This is a genomic window from Corallococcus terminator (assembly GCF_049194865.1).
GTDB classification, from domain to species: Bacteria; Myxococcota; Myxococcia; order Myxococcales; family Myxococcaceae; genus Myxococcus; species Myxococcus terminator_A.
Map to the genome: position 1 here is coordinate 455,941 of NZ_JBLZWL010000001.1, position 14,669 is coordinate 470,609.

At 69.3% G+C, this 14,669-nt stretch carries 14 protein-coding genes; 3 read left to right on the top strand and 11 right to left on the bottom strand.

The window, feature by feature from the left end; genetic code table 11:
* Positions 1–100 precede the first annotated feature (100 nt).
* Together gyrB and ACN469_RS02010 are read right to left on the bottom strand one after the other, a co-directional pair.
* Positions 101–2,554, bottom strand: coding sequence for a DNA topoisomerase (ATP-hydrolyzing) subunit B (gene gyrB / locus ACN469_RS02005; RefSeq protein WP_498763554.1), 2,454 nt, complete (start codon positions 2,552–2,554; stop codon positions 101–103).
* Positions 2,555–2,711: 157 nt separating this feature from the next.
* Entirely contained in the window at positions 2,712–3,170 is a 459-nt protein-coding gene (locus ACN469_RS02010; protein ID WP_498763556.1) for a hypothetical protein, read from the bottom strand.
* 100 nt (positions 3,171–3,270) lie between these two features.
* Between ACN469_RS02010 and ACN469_RS02015 the strand changes: the two genes are divergently transcribed.
* Positions 3,271–4,023, top strand: a complete 753-nt coding sequence (locus ACN469_RS02015; protein WP_498763558.1) for a GNAT family N-acetyltransferase — start codon at positions 3,271–3,273, stop codon at positions 4,021–4,023.
* 7 nt (positions 4,024–4,030) lie between these two features.
* Here ACN469_RS02015 and ACN469_RS02020 read toward each other — a convergent pair whose 3' ends face one another.
* From ACN469_RS02020 to ACN469_RS02045, 6 genes are all read right to left on the bottom strand, one after another.
* Entirely contained in the window at positions 4,031–4,849 is an 819-nt protein-coding gene (locus tag ACN469_RS02020; protein ID WP_498763560.1) for a helix-turn-helix domain-containing protein, read from the bottom strand.
* A gap of 5 nt (positions 4,850–4,854) precedes the next feature.
* The gene (locus tag ACN469_RS02025) at positions 4,855–6,996 is read right to left on the bottom strand and encodes a cation:proton antiporter domain-containing protein (RefSeq protein WP_498763561.1); all 2,142 of its coding nucleotides are present in this window, start codon (positions 6,994–6,996) and stop codon (positions 4,855–4,857) included.
* A 131-nt stretch (positions 6,997–7,127) separates the two neighbouring features.
* Entirely contained in the window at positions 7,128–7,496 is a 369-nt protein-coding gene (locus ACN469_RS02030; RefSeq protein WP_498763563.1) for a response regulator, read from the bottom strand.
* Positions 7,497–7,820: 324 nt separating this feature from the next.
* Positions 7,821–8,390, bottom strand: a complete 570-nt coding sequence (locus ACN469_RS02035; RefSeq protein ID WP_498763565.1) for an imm11 family protein — start codon at positions 8,388–8,390, stop codon at positions 7,821–7,823.
* A gap of 16 nt (positions 8,391–8,406) precedes the next feature.
* The gene (locus ACN469_RS02040) at positions 8,407–9,225 is read right to left on the bottom strand and encodes an AHH domain-containing protein (protein WP_498763567.1); all 819 of its coding nucleotides are present in this window, start codon (positions 9,223–9,225) and stop codon (positions 8,407–8,409) included.
* Between the two features lie 173 nt (positions 9,226–9,398).
* Positions 9,399–9,968, bottom strand: a complete 570-nt coding sequence (locus ACN469_RS02045; RefSeq protein WP_498763569.1) for an imm11 family protein — start codon at positions 9,966–9,968, stop codon at positions 9,399–9,401.
* Between the two features lie 348 nt (positions 9,969–10,316).
* On the opposite strand from ACN469_RS02045, the gene ACN469_RS02050 reads away from it, so the two are divergent.
* Together ACN469_RS02050 and ACN469_RS02055 are read left to right on the top strand one after the other, a co-directional pair.
* Entirely contained in the window at positions 10,317–11,018 is a 702-nt protein-coding gene (locus ACN469_RS02050) for a ferritin-like domain-containing protein (RefSeq protein ID WP_498763571.1), read from the top strand.
* Between the two features lie 14 nt (positions 11,019–11,032).
* Complete coding sequence (locus ACN469_RS02055) at positions 11,033–11,758, top strand: ferritin-like domain-containing protein (RefSeq protein WP_498763573.1); 726 nt, start codon at positions 11,033–11,035, stop codon at positions 11,756–11,758.
* A 57-nt stretch (positions 11,759–11,815) separates the two neighbouring features.
* Here ACN469_RS02055 and ACN469_RS02060 read toward each other — a convergent pair whose 3' ends face one another.
* The 3 genes from ACN469_RS02060 to ACN469_RS02070 all read right to left on the bottom strand — a co-directional run.
* Positions 11,816–12,427: a TIGR02265 family protein gene (locus ACN469_RS02060; protein ID WP_498763575.1), complete on the bottom strand. Its 612-nt coding sequence runs from the start codon at positions 12,425–12,427 to the stop codon at positions 11,816–11,818.
* Positions 12,428–12,707: 280 nt separating this feature from the next.
* Positions 12,708–13,868 (bottom strand): pyridoxal-phosphate-dependent aminotransferase family protein, encoded by a 1,161-nt coding sequence (locus tag ACN469_RS02065; protein ID WP_498763577.1) that lies wholly within the window; start codon positions 13,866–13,868, stop codon positions 12,708–12,710.
* Positions 13,869–13,946: 78 nt separating this feature from the next.
* On the bottom strand, positions 13,947–14,669 hold a 723-nt coding region (locus ACN469_RS02070), incomplete at its 5' end, for a peptidase dimerization domain-containing protein (RefSeq protein WP_498763579.1).

Consider the following 14,669-nt stretch of genomic DNA (forward strand, 5'->3'; position numbering starts at 1 on the left):
CCCCAGTCCCTGAAACGACGCGGGGCGCGGTGCCTGAATCGGCGCCGCGCCCCGTCACTTCGTCATCCACCCGGCCCTCGAGCCCGGCGGAGTCGCTGACTCAGATGTCCAGGTTCTGCACGTCCAGCGCGTTGCGCTCGATGAACTCGCGGCGCGGCTCCACCGCCTCGCCCATCAGCAGCGAGAAGATTTCGTCGCTCTCCACCGCGTCCTCCACCCGCACCTGGAGCAGCGTGCGCGTGAGCGGATTCATCGTCGTGTCCCAGAGCTGCTCCGGGTTCATCTCGCCCAGACCCTTGTAGCGCTGCATCCCCAGGCCCTTCTGCGCGTCCTTGCGCAGCGCCGCGTGGATCTCCTGCACCGAGAACGCCGTCACGTGCCCGGCGTCCACCTTCACCCGGTAGGGCGCGTCACCCAGCGACTTGAAGGAGTCCCGCAGCGACACCAGCTCCTGGTACTCCGGAGACGACAGGAAGGTGTGGTCGAACACCGTCGCCCGCATGGCGCCGCTCACGTCCGTGCGGAACACCAGCCGCTTCGTCTGGTGCTCGGAGTCCGTCTCCACCTCGTGCGACACCCGGCCCAGCACGTCCGGCATGCGCCGCTCGAACTCAGAGAGGGCACCCTTCACCGCCTCCGCCAGCGCCGCGTCGTCCGCCAGCATCTCCGCCGTCAGCCGCGCGCCCTGCACCACCGCGTCCACCACCCGCGCGTCGCGCCGCTTCGCCTGCTTCTCCAGCCGCTCCTCGTAGGTAATCACCTTCTCCAGGAGGGCCTTCAGGTCCGCGCCACCCACCTCGCCCGCGGGCGTCAACACGCGCCCATGCTCCGTGGCGATGTTCAGCAGGTACTCGTCCAGCGCGCGCTGGTCCTTGACGTACTTGTCCTTCTTGTTGCGCGTGACTTTGTAGAGCGGCGGCTGCGCGATGTAGAGGAAGCCCTTCTGCAAGAGCTCCGGCATCTGCCGGAAGAAGAACGTGAGCAGCAGCGTACGGATGTGGCTGCCGTCCACGTCGGCGTCCGTCATCAGGATGATGCGGTGGTAGCGCGCCTTCTCCGGGTTGTAGTCCTCCGGACCGATGCCCGTCCCCAGCGCGGTGATGAGCGTGACGATTTCAGCGCTCGTCAGCATCTTCTCGAAGCGCGCCTTCTCCACGTTCAGAATCTTGCCGCGCAAGGGGAGAATGGCCTGGTTGCGCCTGTCCCGTCCCTGCTTCGCGGAGCCACCTGCGGAGTCACCCTCGACGATGTACAGCTCGCTCTCGTGCGGGTCGCGGCTCTGGCAGTCCGCGAGCTTGCCCGGAAGCCCGCCACCGTCCAGCACGCCCTTGCGGCGCACCGTCTCACGCGCCTTGCGCGCGGCGAGTCGGGCCCGACAGGCGTCGCCAATCTTCGCGACGATCTTCTTGCCGATGAGCGGCGTCTCTTCCAGGAAGCTGCCGAGCATTTCATTCACCATCTGCTCGACCAGCCCCTTCACCTCGCTGTTGCCCAGCTTCGTCTTCGTCTGGCCCTCGAACTGGGGGTTGGACACCTTCACGGAGATGACGGCGGACAGGCCCTCGCGAGCGTCCTCGCCCGTGGGCGTCTCCTTGAGGTCCTTCCAGATGCCGCTCTTCTCCGCGTAGCTGTTGAGCGTGCGCGTCAGGCCCGCCTTGAAGCCGGACAGGTGGCTGCCGCCGTCCTGGGTGTTGATGTTGTTGGCGAAGGTGTAGACGCGCTCGTCGTAGCCGTCGTTCCACTGCATGGCCAGCTCGAGCGCCACGCCATCCCGCTCTCCCGAGAAGGAGATGGGCTTCTCGTGAAGCACCTGCTTCGACTTGTTGAGGTACTCCACGAACGAGGAGATGCCGCCCTCGAACTTGAAGTCGTGCTCCTTGTTCGTGCGCTCGTCGCGGATGGTGATGTGCAGCCCCGCGTTGAGGAACGCCAGCTCACGCAGGCGCTGGCTGAGCGTGTCGAAGTTGAAGTCCACCGTCTCCATCACGGTGGTGTCCGGCTTGAACGCCACCGTCGTCCCCACCTTGTCGGTGGTGCCGACCTCCTGCGGGTGCGAGTTGGGGACGCCCCGGGCGTAGGACTGCTCGTACACCTTGCCGGCGCGCTGGACGCGGACCTTGAACCACTCCGACAGGAAGTTCACGCAGGTGACGCCCACGCCGTGCAAGCCGCCGGAGACCTTGTAGGCCCCGTTGCCGAACTTGCTGCCGGCGTGCAGCTCCGTGAGGACCACTTCCAGCGTGTCCTTGCCCTTGAACTTGGGGTCCGGGTGAGGACCCACGGGGATGCCGCGCCCGTTGTCCTGGACGCTCAACGAGCCGTCCACGTGGATGATGACCTCGATGTCCGTGCAGTAGCCCGCGAGCGCCTCGTCCACGGCGTTGTCGACGACCTCGTAGACGAGCTTGTGGAGCCCGTAGGTCATCGTGTCGCCGATGTACATGCCGGGGCGCTTGCGGACCGCTTCCAGGCCCTCGAGCTTGGTGATGCTATCGGTCCCATACTCCATGGGCAGGGGAGCGACCGAAGCACCGGTAGCGGGGGTCTTTTCCATGTGAAGCTGTCCTTGGAAAAAGGAGCCTTGCAACAGGGCTGTGCCTACCACTTAGAGGCACACTGAACAAGAGTAACGAGCCCGCGCAAAGCTGCGTAAATATTCGTGAAAATCGCTTGGCCGCCCCTCGGGGAGGCGGCTTGCCGAAACCCGGGGGTCAGGCGTCGAATCGCGACGGCGGGAGGCGGTCCTCCAGCGCCGAGATCAGCTCCTCGAAAACAGCCTTGCGGGCGAAGAGATGCCGGGTGACGAGCACCCTTCCCTCCTCCTTCAGGAACAAACCGAGCACGTTCCCCCTCCTGCCGAGCCGGCGCACGGAATCAATCTGCCCCCAGTTCAGCTCCAGCTCCCGGGAGCTGAAGGGGCGGGCCACGCGGACGCCCCGCGTGTCCAATGAGATGCCCCAGCCGGCGCGAGGTCGCAGGCGGTGGATGGCCACGAGGAAGGCGAACATCAGGCCCGCCGTCACGCCCGCCCGCGCCATCTCTTGAATGCCCCCGCCGTCCCGGGCGTTGGCCAGGGCCCAGGCGGTCAGCACCGCCAGGACACAGGCCCCCAGGAAGAGGCCGATTCGAGTGGCGCGAGGGTCGAAGGCGTAGAAGCGCGGGCTGCTCATGAGTGCCCGCGCACCCTAGCCGTCCTGGCGGGCTCGCGCGCGGTTTTGAGCACGCCGTTGTTCTCCGTCCGGCGTGGCCCACCTACGCTGTACCCGCCCCATGACCGATGCCGAACTGAACGACCGCCTTCGCGCCAACGTCATCGCCTTCAAGCACCTCCAGCGCGAGCGTGGCCTGCTGCGCCATGGGGGCGGTCCGGGGGTGGACGCCTTCGCCCTGCCCGAGTACCCCGGCGAGGTCCACTTCCAGCAGGCGTACTTCACGACGCCCCAGGCGCTCGCCGAGGGGCTCCCCGCCCTGGAGGCCTTCTACCGGGGCCTGGGCATCCCCGCCTGGCGCGTGGCGGTGCTGCCCGGGGACGACGAGGGCTCCCGGGTGCTGGGCGCCGCGGGCTACCGCCCCGACTCGCGAATCCCGGCCATGGGCATGGCCCTGGCGGACGCGCCCGACCTTCCTCCCACGTTCCCCCTGGTGGAGACGCCGGAGCAGGACGAGATGGTGGACCTGAACATCCGCGTCTGGGGGAAGTGGGACGACATCCTCACGGTGTGGAAGCAGCCGCCCCTGCTGCCCGTGCACACGCTGGTGGCGCGCGAGGAGGGCCGGGCCCTGGCGTGCGGCTTCTCGCTGGACGTGGGGGACACCGCCGGCGTGTACATGGTCGTCACCCTGCCGGAGGCGCGGGGACGCGGGCTGGCCGCGGAGGTGATGCGCGGGCTGCTCACGGGCGCCCGGCAGAGGGGCCTCGCCGCCTCCGTGCTCCAGGCCACCGAGCAGGGCCGGAGCGTGTACCGCAAGCTGGGCTACCGCGAGTTGGGGGACTGGGTGAACTGGATGCGGCGCGCCGACTGAGGGCCGCTCAGCGCAGCGCCTCCAGCTCTTCCAGCACGGCGAGCACCTGACCGGGCTGCCGGGCCTCGCTGAGCCGCGCCGAGAGCCCTCGCGCCGCCAGCCGGGCCACGTGGGCCATGCGCACCAGCCGCACGCGGCCCAGCTCCCCGTCCACCGCCGCCACCACCAGCCGCAGCGGCCGGCCGTCCGGGGTGTCCACCTGGAGACCCTTCGCCAGCGTCACCAGCGCGGCCACCGGCGGCGCGCCCTGAAGAAAGAGGTGGGGCACCGCGACCTCGCCGCCCACCGCGCAGGAGGACTCGTCATCCCGCTGGCGCAGGCCCTCCGCCAGCCGCGCCGCGTCCACGCCGGGCAGCGCCGCCGCCAGCCGGCCCGCCACCACGTCCAGCACGTCCTCCCAGCCACCGCAGGAGAGCTGTAGCACCACCCGCTCCGGCGCCAGCAACGGCGCCAGCGCGGCCACCGGCGCGTCGGAGAGCCCACCCCTCACGGGGAACTCCACGTCCAGGAAGTCACGCACCCGGGCCAGCTGCGTCCCGGACAGGCGACGCCGCGCCAGCTCCAGGAAGAGCGTCCCGGCGCCCGGCACGTCCTCCAGATACTCGGACACATACGGGCTCACCCGGTTCGCCACGTCCATCAGCAGCGCGGGTGGCACGTCCAGCTCGCGAGCAATCGCCGTCAGTCGCGCCACCGTGGGCGGCGCGTCCACGCCGTGCTCCACCCGGCTGAGGTACGCGCTCGACACGCCGATACGGCGGGCCAGGTCCCTCAGGGACAGGCCCGCGTCCACCCTCAGCAGCCGCAGCGTCGCGCCCAGGTGCATGTCGCTCAGCTCCTCGAGGCCACCGCGGGAGCGGCGGCCTGGGACTCGGCGGCGGCCTCCGCCACGGGCTCCGACTCGTGCACCACCAGCAGTGAGCCCGGCGCGTCGCGGACGATGCGCTCGCGCTGGAGACCGAACACCCGGTCCTCCAGGCCCCACGGCGCGCCCACGCCCACCACCACCAGGTCATGGCCACCGTGGCGGGCCTCCTCCAGCGCGGCCTCCTCGGGCGACTCGTGCTGGACGACCTTCAGCCGCACGCCCGAGCCCTCCTCGGCCGGGAACAGCTCGTCCACCTGCGCGCGCGCGCCGTTGCTCTCTCGCGACGTCACGTGCAGCACGGTGATTTCCGCGCCGGCCTGCCGCATCAGCCGCCGCGCCAGCTTCAGCGCCGCGCGGTCATGCCGGCTGCCGATGAAGGGCACCAGCACCCGCTTCACGTCCGAGAGGCCCCGGTCCACCAGCACCGCCACGGTGCCGGACGCGGCCTGCATCACCTCGTGCACGGTGCCGCCCAGCACCGTCTGGCTGAACAGCGGCTTGTGCCAGCCCAGCAGCACCAGGTCCGCGTGCTTCGCCTCCGCCGTGCGGCAGATGTCCTGCGCGGGCTCCGTCGACACGAAGGACAAGGGCCGCACCGCCAGCCCCAGGTTCTTCGCCCGGCCCAGCAGCGGCGCGAGCGCGCCATCGCCCTCTGTCTCCTGCTCCGAGGCGCGGGGCTCCGACTCCGTGCGCAGCGACACGCGCTCCGGATGGACCAGGTGCAGCGCGTGCAACTGCGTGCCCTCTCCCCCGGACAGGGCCTTGGCGAGGCTGGCCATGCCGGGGCCCGCCTGCTGGTGGGAGACGCACATCAACACCGTGTAGGGCGTCGAGCCGGGAGGGGCGGGCGGGTCCAGCACCAGCCTGTCCCGGGCCAGCTCCTCCGTCGGATAGAACAGCTGCAGGAGCGGCGTGGTCATGAACGTCGTCACCAGCGCCATCAGCACCATCATCGTGAAGAGCGTGGGCGAGATGACGCCCAGGTCCAGGCCCAGGTTGAGGACGATGAGCTCCATCAGGCCGCGCGTGTTCATCAGGATGCCGATGGCCCCCGCCTCGCGCCACCGCATGCCCGTCATCCGCGCCGCCACCGCGCTGCCGCCAAACTTGCCAATGCAGGCCAGCAGGATGATGGCGCCACACGCCAGCCACGCCTCGGGCGTGTTGAGCAGGCCAATCTGGGTGCGCAGACCGCTGAAGGCGAAGAAGATGGGCAACAGCAGCACCACCGCCACGTCCTCCAGCTTCTCCGAGAGCGCCTCCGCCAGCCCACCCTCCTTGGGGATGACGGCGCCGAAGAGGAAGGCCCCGAAGAGGGCGTGGATGCCGATGAGCTCCGTGGCCCACGAGGACGCCAGCAGCAGCAGCAGCGTGCCCGCCACCACGTTCTGCGTCAGGCCCTCACGGCTGGCCACCCGGGCGCCCAGGCGCGCGAGGAAGGGACGCACCGCCAGCAGCATGAAGGCGATGTAGCCCATGGCGAACGCCGTGGTGAGCCCCGCCTGCGCCAGGTTCGAGGCACGGACGATGGACACCACGAAGGCCAGCAAGCACCACGCCGTGACGTCGTCCACCGCCGCGCAGGTAATCGCGATGGCGCCGATGCGCGACTGCAAGAGCCCGCGCTCGGTGAGGATGCGCGCGAGCACCGGGAAGGCGGTGATGCTCATCGCCACGCCCATGAAGAGCACGAACGACGAGAAGGGCACGCTCGGGTCTGAAAAGTCCTTGTACAGCCACAGCGCCGCCGCCACCGCGCCCAGCGCGAAGGGCACGACGATGCTGGTGTGGCTGATGGCCACCGACGCGTGACCGCGGCCCTTCAGGAGCTTGGGGTCCAGCTCCAGGCCAATCAGGAACATGAACAGCACCAGGCCCACCTGGCTGAGCATCTTCAGGATGGGGAGCGAGTCGGTGGGGAACAGCGTGTTCATCAGGTCCGGCGCAAGCCACCCGAGCAGCGAGGGGCCCAGGACGATGCCCGCCACCACCTCCGCGATGACCAGCGGCTGGCCCAACCAGCGCGTTCCACGCCCAATCAGTCTCGACACGCCGATGATGACGATGAGCTGCATCAAGAGCAGCGTGAGCGCGTTGGTGTGCATCCTACCTCCGTCGAAGCTTGCGTGTTAAGTGGGCACTTACCAGCACCCCTCGCGAAGCGTCAAACGGGCATTGCGCTCGGCTGCCCTGGGCACTCCGGCATGTCGGAGAGCGGGCAGACGCCGCGAGCGCCTCAGGCGGCCTGGTGCCTGCGCACGGCGTCCAGCAGGGTGTCCACGTCCACGGGCTTGCGCAGGTGTCCGCACGCGCCGATTTCCTCGGCGACCTGGCGGGCGTTGGCGGACGCGGAGAAGACGAGCACGGGGATGTCGCGCCACTCGGGCACCTGGCGCATGGCGCGCGCGAAGCCGGCGCCATCCAGCACGGGCATCATCATGTCGAGCAGCACCAGGATGGGGAGTTCGCGGATGGCGCCGAGCACATCCAGCGCGTGCTTGCCGTTGCTGGCGCCCATCACCTCGTAGCCCGCGTCGCGCAGGACTTCTTCCAGCGCCTCGCGCAGGTCCGCGTCGTCATCCACCACCAGCAACGGCCGAGTCACGCACCTGCCTCCTTCTCTTCCCGCCACACGCACCACACCCCAGAAGGCCCCGTGCGACCCACCACACCCGGACTTCCCTCGGGCGCGGAGACTAGCGCGCGCCCCCGACGCTGGCGTGATTCCTCTGGGGTGAAACAGCCGCTCCGTCCCACGTCCGTGCTCCCCTGGCCCAGGGGTGTTGAGCATTGGCCAATATGCGGCTCGGCGCCGGATTGCATCTCCGGATTTCAGGGTGCGTGGGGTGGATTGAGCCTCGCGATGTCTCAGGCTCGGTGATTTCGAGCGAAGCGACGGAGGAGGCGAGCGCTCCTGTTGGTGCTCGCGTCAGACGTCGATGAAGTGCGTGCCGGTGGCGCCGAGACGCTCCAGGGCCTGCTTGAGGTCCTCGGAGACGATGAGCGCGACGGACCAACCCCACGGGCGGAAGACCTTCGCGTCACCGACCCGGGCGGGGTCGATGCGCAGGCCGGAGACCTTCCGGTACTGGCCCACCTTCTCCGGCTGTCCGTCCTCCGGCGTCCAGTGCGCGACTTCATCCGAAGCGCGCTCATCGACACAGTGAATCAGCCGCGTCGCGACCAGGATGCTGAAAGCCCCTGAGTGCCCCTGAATCTCCACCGGGATGAGCTGAACGTCCGAGGGGGCGAGCACGTCAAACACCTCGGCCGCGCGTGCATGCAGTACAGGGGTCGCGAACCCCGCCTCCGAAAAATCCAGCGAGCGGCCTGGGTGGTCACGGGGAATGACCAGTCGCCCCAAATGGGGGACGACGACGCCCTTCTTGAACACCCAGGGGTCTTCGACCTCTCGGCCGTGCACATCCATGGGAATGCCCAGGTGCCACCGTCCGGGCACCTCGACGTCATCACTCAGCTTGAAGAAGCGTTTCGCCATGTCGCGAGCACTCACGCTACGGAGCTTTGGTTACCCATCGATTCAACTTCGTCCCATCCCGAGTGACCTCTTGGGCCATCTGCTGGAGCGCCCTCGTCAGGGCCTCCCTGCATTGAAGCATGCTGCGACAGTTTTCGGTCGCCTGCAGAAGGCGCTCATAGACCTCTGAGTGGTATTCGCGCGGATGCGGCCCCCGGTGTCCCTTGACGTGGACGATGTTCTCCGAGTCATCCAGCGACATCCCCGCCCGGTCAAAGATTCGTTGAAGCCGGGGAGACCACGGGCCCCCATTTCGCGTGTCCTTCCAGAACTTGTTCGTCGCGATGTGGTGGTCATGCCCCTGCCCCTCCACCCGCCCCGCTCCCATGCCCTCGAGTCCTCGCGCCAGCGTCGACACCGCGTCCGGCGCCACCCGCCTCGACTCCAAGAGCCGCAGGCAGTCCCCTTCCCGCATCGTCCGCTCACACCACGAGAGGTAGTGCCGCGTCAGCTCCACGTCCTCGGCCGAGGGCGCCTCCTCCAGCGACGCCCCCGCCTCCAGCGGCGTGAACCTCCGCGTGCGCACGTCGAACTGGTACGTGCCACCTCGCTCCTCCAGCGCCAGCAGCCGAAGCGCCGCCTCGCGAGGCCACGCCTCCGCCCTCGTCGTGCTCGCCAGCGTCGTCAACGCCTCGACGAGCGCGTCTTCCTCCAGCACCACGGGCCTTGGAACGTCCTCCGCTGGTGTGAAGACCACCGGCTCACCCCGGCCCGTCTCCAGTCGCACCTCACGCGACGTGGCGCAGCCCACCAGCAATGTCAGCAGACACCACACAGTCCAGCTCGGCACTCGCATAGGCCCCCGGCTCGCGAGTCACCACCCTACCCCGCCGCCCCCACATGCCCTGGAGTCACCCCCGTGCACCCGCGACACGACAGTGTCCAGGTGCCACCTCACCCCACTCCAGCATCCTGGAGCTGACTCCAATCCATTGACACGGTCCACGGACGAGCGTGCTTCGTCTCGCGTCAGACGTCGATGAAGTGCGTGCCGGTGGTGCCGAGACGCTCCAGGGCCTGCTTGAGGTCCTCGGAGACGATGAGCGCGACGGACCAACCCCACGGGCGGAAGACCTTTGCGTCACCGACCTGGGCGGGGTTGATGCGCAGGCCACGCACGTCCCGATACTGCCCGACCTTTTCAGGACGACCATCCTCGGCGGTCCAGCGCTCGACCCGTTCACTCGCGGCGTCGTCGATACACTCGAGCAATCGGGTGGCGACCAGGATGCGGAAGCGGTCCGAATGCCCTGGAATCTCGACGGGAATCACCTGCACGTCGGAGCCCGCCAACTCCATGAACACGGCGGCCACCCGGGCATGAACCAGGGGCGTGCTGAACCCGATGAGCGAGAAATCGAGCGCCTTGCCCTCACGCTCCACGGGAAGACTCAAACGCCCCGGGTCGGCCACGGGCAGACCCTTTCGGAACATCCAGGGGTCAGCGACTTCACGCCCCGCGATGTCAGTGGGCACGCCCAGCTCCCAGCGCCCCCGGAGCTGGACATCATCGGAGAGGTCGAAGTACCGCCTGGTCATGGGCACATCCTCCCGTGTTCACGGCTCGCGAGTCACCACCCTACCCCGCCGCCCCCACATGCCCTGGAGTCACCCCCGTGCACCCGCGACACGACAGTGCCCAGGTGCCACCTCGCCCCACTCCAGCATCCTGGAGCTGACTCCAATCCATTGACACGGTCCACGGACGAACGGAGCGCCGCCCCGGGGACCTAAGGGCCTCGCGCCGTGTGTCACGCGGGCGCCGCCGCCGGAAAATCCCCCGCGCGCCGGAAAATCCCCCTCCACACCTTCGGCGTACCGAGCCCGTGCCGGGCTTCAGGGGGCGCCCGGCACCCACCACTTCCGACCGCCTCCTCGGATGGACCCATGACCGAAGAACTCTCTCGCCGTGCCGCCCTGAGACGCGCCACGGCCGCCGCGAGCCTTGGCCTCGCGACGGGACTGCTCACCCGCGCCACCCCAGCCCTGGCCCTCTCACCCCAGGACGACGTGGCGCCCCTCAAGGCGCTGCTCACCGCTGAACGCAACGCCATCAAGACCTACGACGCTGCGGTCAGCGTGCTCGACGCCGCCACCGCCAGCGACCCGCTCTTCCCCTTCCAGGGCATCGTCAAGGCCATCGCCCTGCACTTCCGCCAGCAACACCTGGAGCACGCCGAACGCCTCGCCAGCTACATCACCCGCCTGGCCGGCATCGACGACGTGGGCGAAGGCACCGCGCAAGTCCCCGACGACTTCGTGCCTGGCATCAAGAACGTCATCGACCTGGCCACCAACGCGGAGAAGGCCGCCGCCATCGGCTACACCGACACGCAGAAGTCCCTCGTGCTCGCGGACAACGCGGAGCTGGCCGCCGCCATCGGCGCGGTGGAGTCCCAGCACTTCGTCGTCCTCAACCTGGCCGCGCGCGGCTTCGTCACGCCCCCCGCCTCCACCGTCAACCAGCCCGCGGCTGCACTCACCGCCGTGGCGACCCAGTTCGTCCCCAGGTCCTTCGCCATCACCGTCGATGGCGCACCCGGCCTCGACGACGTGACGGACCTGCCCTTCTACGACGTGACGCGGTGAGGAGCCCTACCCCCATGACGACCCAGAACCCTCCCGACTCCATCCTCGCCCGCCGCCGGCTCCTCCAGGGCTTCGCCGCCGTGACGGCCGCCTCCGCGCTGCCTGCGTGCGAAGTCACGGAGCGGCCCAACTCCCAGAACCAGCTTGGCCCCATCGACCTCGCCCGCGAAGCCGGCGCCCTCAACACCCTGCTCGCCGCCGAGTACACCCTCCTCGACGCCTACGCCCAGAACGCCGTCATCCTCACCGACGCGCGCGACTCCCCCTCGCGCCCCCAGGAGGAGAGAGACTTCGCCGCGCTCGCGCTCGCGCTGACAGCCCGGTTCCAGCAGGACCACGAGGCCCACGCCGCCCTGCTGTCCACCACCGTGACGAACCTGGGCGGCAACGCCGTCCGCGCGGATGAAGTGAGCTACACCCCACCCCCCAACTTCCGGCCCTCCGTCGGCAACGTCCTCAAGCTCACCGCCAACGAGGAGCGCCGCTCCGCCATCGCCTTCAACCGCGTCCTCAAGGGCCTCCAGACCCAAGAGCACCGCTTCATCCTCGCCTCCATCGAAGGCGTGGACACGCAGCACTTCATGGTGCTCAAGGCGCTCATCGAAGCCCTGGTCGACGTCACCCCGGCCCTGGACACGGCGCGGGTGGTGCCCCAGCCCTTCGTCTCCTCCACCGAGAGCCTCGGAGGCGGCAGCGGACTGGAAGCCCAGCCCCTCCTCGCCGTCAACGACGCGAACTGACGCCCTCGGCGCCTCCCACGCGGCGGGCCCGTCATGGGCCGCCGCGTCGGGCTCCGACTACCGCCAGGACAGCTCGTACTCGCTGTCCAGCAACGCCACCTGCCGCCCGCTCACCCGCACGTCGCGCGCACCCACCGCCTCCAGCGCGCCGCGCAGCACGCCCTCGTGGTACGCCGCCGGCATGAAGTCGCGCCGCATGATGAAGCGCGCGCTGCGCTCACCCGTCCACACGGGATACCGCTCGCCGTAGCTCACCGCCATGCGGTACGCGTCGCCCAGCGAGTCGAGCAACACCCGAGGACTGCCCGCGGCCTCCGCCAGCATCTGCCGGCCGAACAGCGACGCCAGGAAGTCCATCGTGGCCTGCGAGCCCATCCGGCTCAGCACACCCTCGAAGCCGTTGAGCTGCGGGCCCAACAGCCGCGCCGCCGTGGACACCATCCGCAGGTAGCGCGACACCGAGTACAGGTGGAACGGGTTGATTTCCCACACCCCCGCCACGCCCTTGCACCGCGCCACCGCGCCGTCTCCGCCCAGGTACGCGATGACGTGCAGCGACCCCTGGAAGAACATGCCCCGGGCCTGGTCCTCGTCCGTCGCCGCCAGACGGCGCTGCTCCAGCTCCCACGCCGCCCCGCCGCCACTGCCCGCTTCCATACTCAAGTGCATGGTCGTCTCCCCGAGGGGACTCGCTCTGTCTCGACTCAGGGGACACGCCCGGCGTTTCCGATGGATTTTCAGATTTCGCCGGCTTCCCCCCACTTCCTAGGTGCCAATACTCCCATACTTTTCTACCCCTGTCGAATGATTCCAGCACGCCCCAGGGTCCATGGAAGGGTTCACCCACCACACGAACCCCTTGGATTTCGGGCACATTTCCCTCCCAGGACCCAAGAGGGCGAGCCCTGTCCAGGGTGCGGGAGACCCTGGGGGTGCGGGCTTTCTGACTTTATCGAGCGGTGAGAGAGGCCTCGGCGGCGGCGAGGCCCGCACCGGGCTCACAGCGGTGTCCGGCCGCGAGCAGGGCGCGCTCCACGGCCCCCACGGTCGTCAATACGTCTCCCGGTCCCACGCGGTTCATGTGGCCCACGCGGAAGTAGCGCGTCTTGAGGTCGGGGTGGAGTCCACCGGCCACCACCACGCCCTCCGCCTTCACGCGGCCCACCAGCGACGCGTCCACGCCCTCCGGGTAGTACACGGCGCTCAGCGTGTTCGCCGTCACCGCGTCGGACACCGGCAGCATGCGCAGGCCCAGCCCACGCCACGCGGCACGGAAGGCACGCGCCAGGCGCTGGTGCCGGGCGAAGCGGGCCTCCAGTCCCTCGGCGAGAATCTGCCCCAGGCTCACGTCCAACGCGCACACGAGGTTGACGGGCGGCGTGGCGAAGTAGGCCGGCTTGCCCGCCTCGTACGCCTCCAGGATGGGCAGCCACTCCGCCCAGTCGGAGTACACGCTGGCCACCGGCACGCGGCGCTTCCTCCATGCCTCCAGCGCGCGCGGCCCCACGGTGAGCAGCGCCAGCCCCGGCGGTACGCCCACGGCCTTCTGGCTCGCGGTGAGGTACACGTCCGCGCCCCACGCGTCCTGGTGGAACGCCTCGCCCGCCGTGGCGCACACGCCGTCCACCACCGACAGCACTCCCAACTCGCGCGCCACCCGCGACAGGCCCTCCACGGGTGTCAGCACGCCGGTGGACGTGTCCACGTGGGTGACAGTCATCACCTTGAAGCCGCCGCGCTTCAGGTGCGCCTCCACCTCCTCCACCGTCGGCGAGTCACCGGGCGCCGCGCGCACGTGCGTCACCTTCGCGCCATGCCGCTCCAGGATTTTCGCCATCCGGTCGCTGAAGTAACCGGTGTTCACCACCAGCGCGGAGTCACCGGGCTCCACGAGGTTGGCCACCGCCAGCTCCATGGCCAGCGTGCCGGAGCCGGAGACGACGAAGGGCTGCGCGCTCGGCGCGAGGCTCACCTCACGCAGCCGCTTCAGCGCCCGGCCGAAGATGGCGATGAAGGCCGGGTCCGTGTGGCCGTAGGAGGGAGCGCCCAGCGCCTGAAGCACCTCCTGCTCGAACTCCACCGGCCCCGGAATCATCAGCAAATCTCTCACGGCGTCACCGCTCCTCGGCAGCGCTCCGGCCCGACGTGGGCGGAGCTGATTTCTCACTGTAACCCCGGCCCGCTCCACTCACAGCCGCTCGAGCAGCTCGCGGAGGATGGAGAAGCCCTGGCGGAAGTCCTGGAGGTGCGCCTGCTCGTTGGGCGCGTGGTAGTACTTCATCTCTCCAAAGCCCGTGATTTGTACGTCGCAGCCCTGACGTTGCAGGTCCCTCACCAGCGGCAGTGAGCCGGTGAGCGAGAAGGGCTGCGCGTCCACGCCCCGCACCTGCTTCATCGCGTCCTTCAGCGCCTGCAGGCCGGGCGAGTCCAGCCGACAGGCGATGCCCTCGGTGCCTCCTCCCTCGAAGCGCAGCGAGAGCGTGCCGCGTCGGCCGTCCGCCGTGCGCGTGCGCGGGAAGCCCGGGGGCACGTCGTCGCGCTCCAGCCGCGCGTCCAGCGCCTTCACGAAGTCCTCGGTGGCCCGCCGCACCTCGGCCAAATCGTGGAACGGCGTGAGGCGGATGTCGCCGCGCACGGTGACGTCCGCGGGAATCTTCGTCTCCTTGGTGTTGGTGGCCTCCACCACGGTGGCCTTGAGGCTGGAGGTGGACAGGAAGCCCCAGCGCTTCTCGTCGTCCGAGGGCGGGTAGCGCGCATGGAACCAGCGCGACACCTCCAGCGACGCGGCCATGGCCAGCTCCAGCGCGTTGACGCAGTTCTGCGGCATGCCCGAGTGCCCACCCACGCCCGACACTTTCAGCGACCACAGGCTGATGCCCGCGGTGCCCAGCGTGGGGCCGAAGTTCGCGCT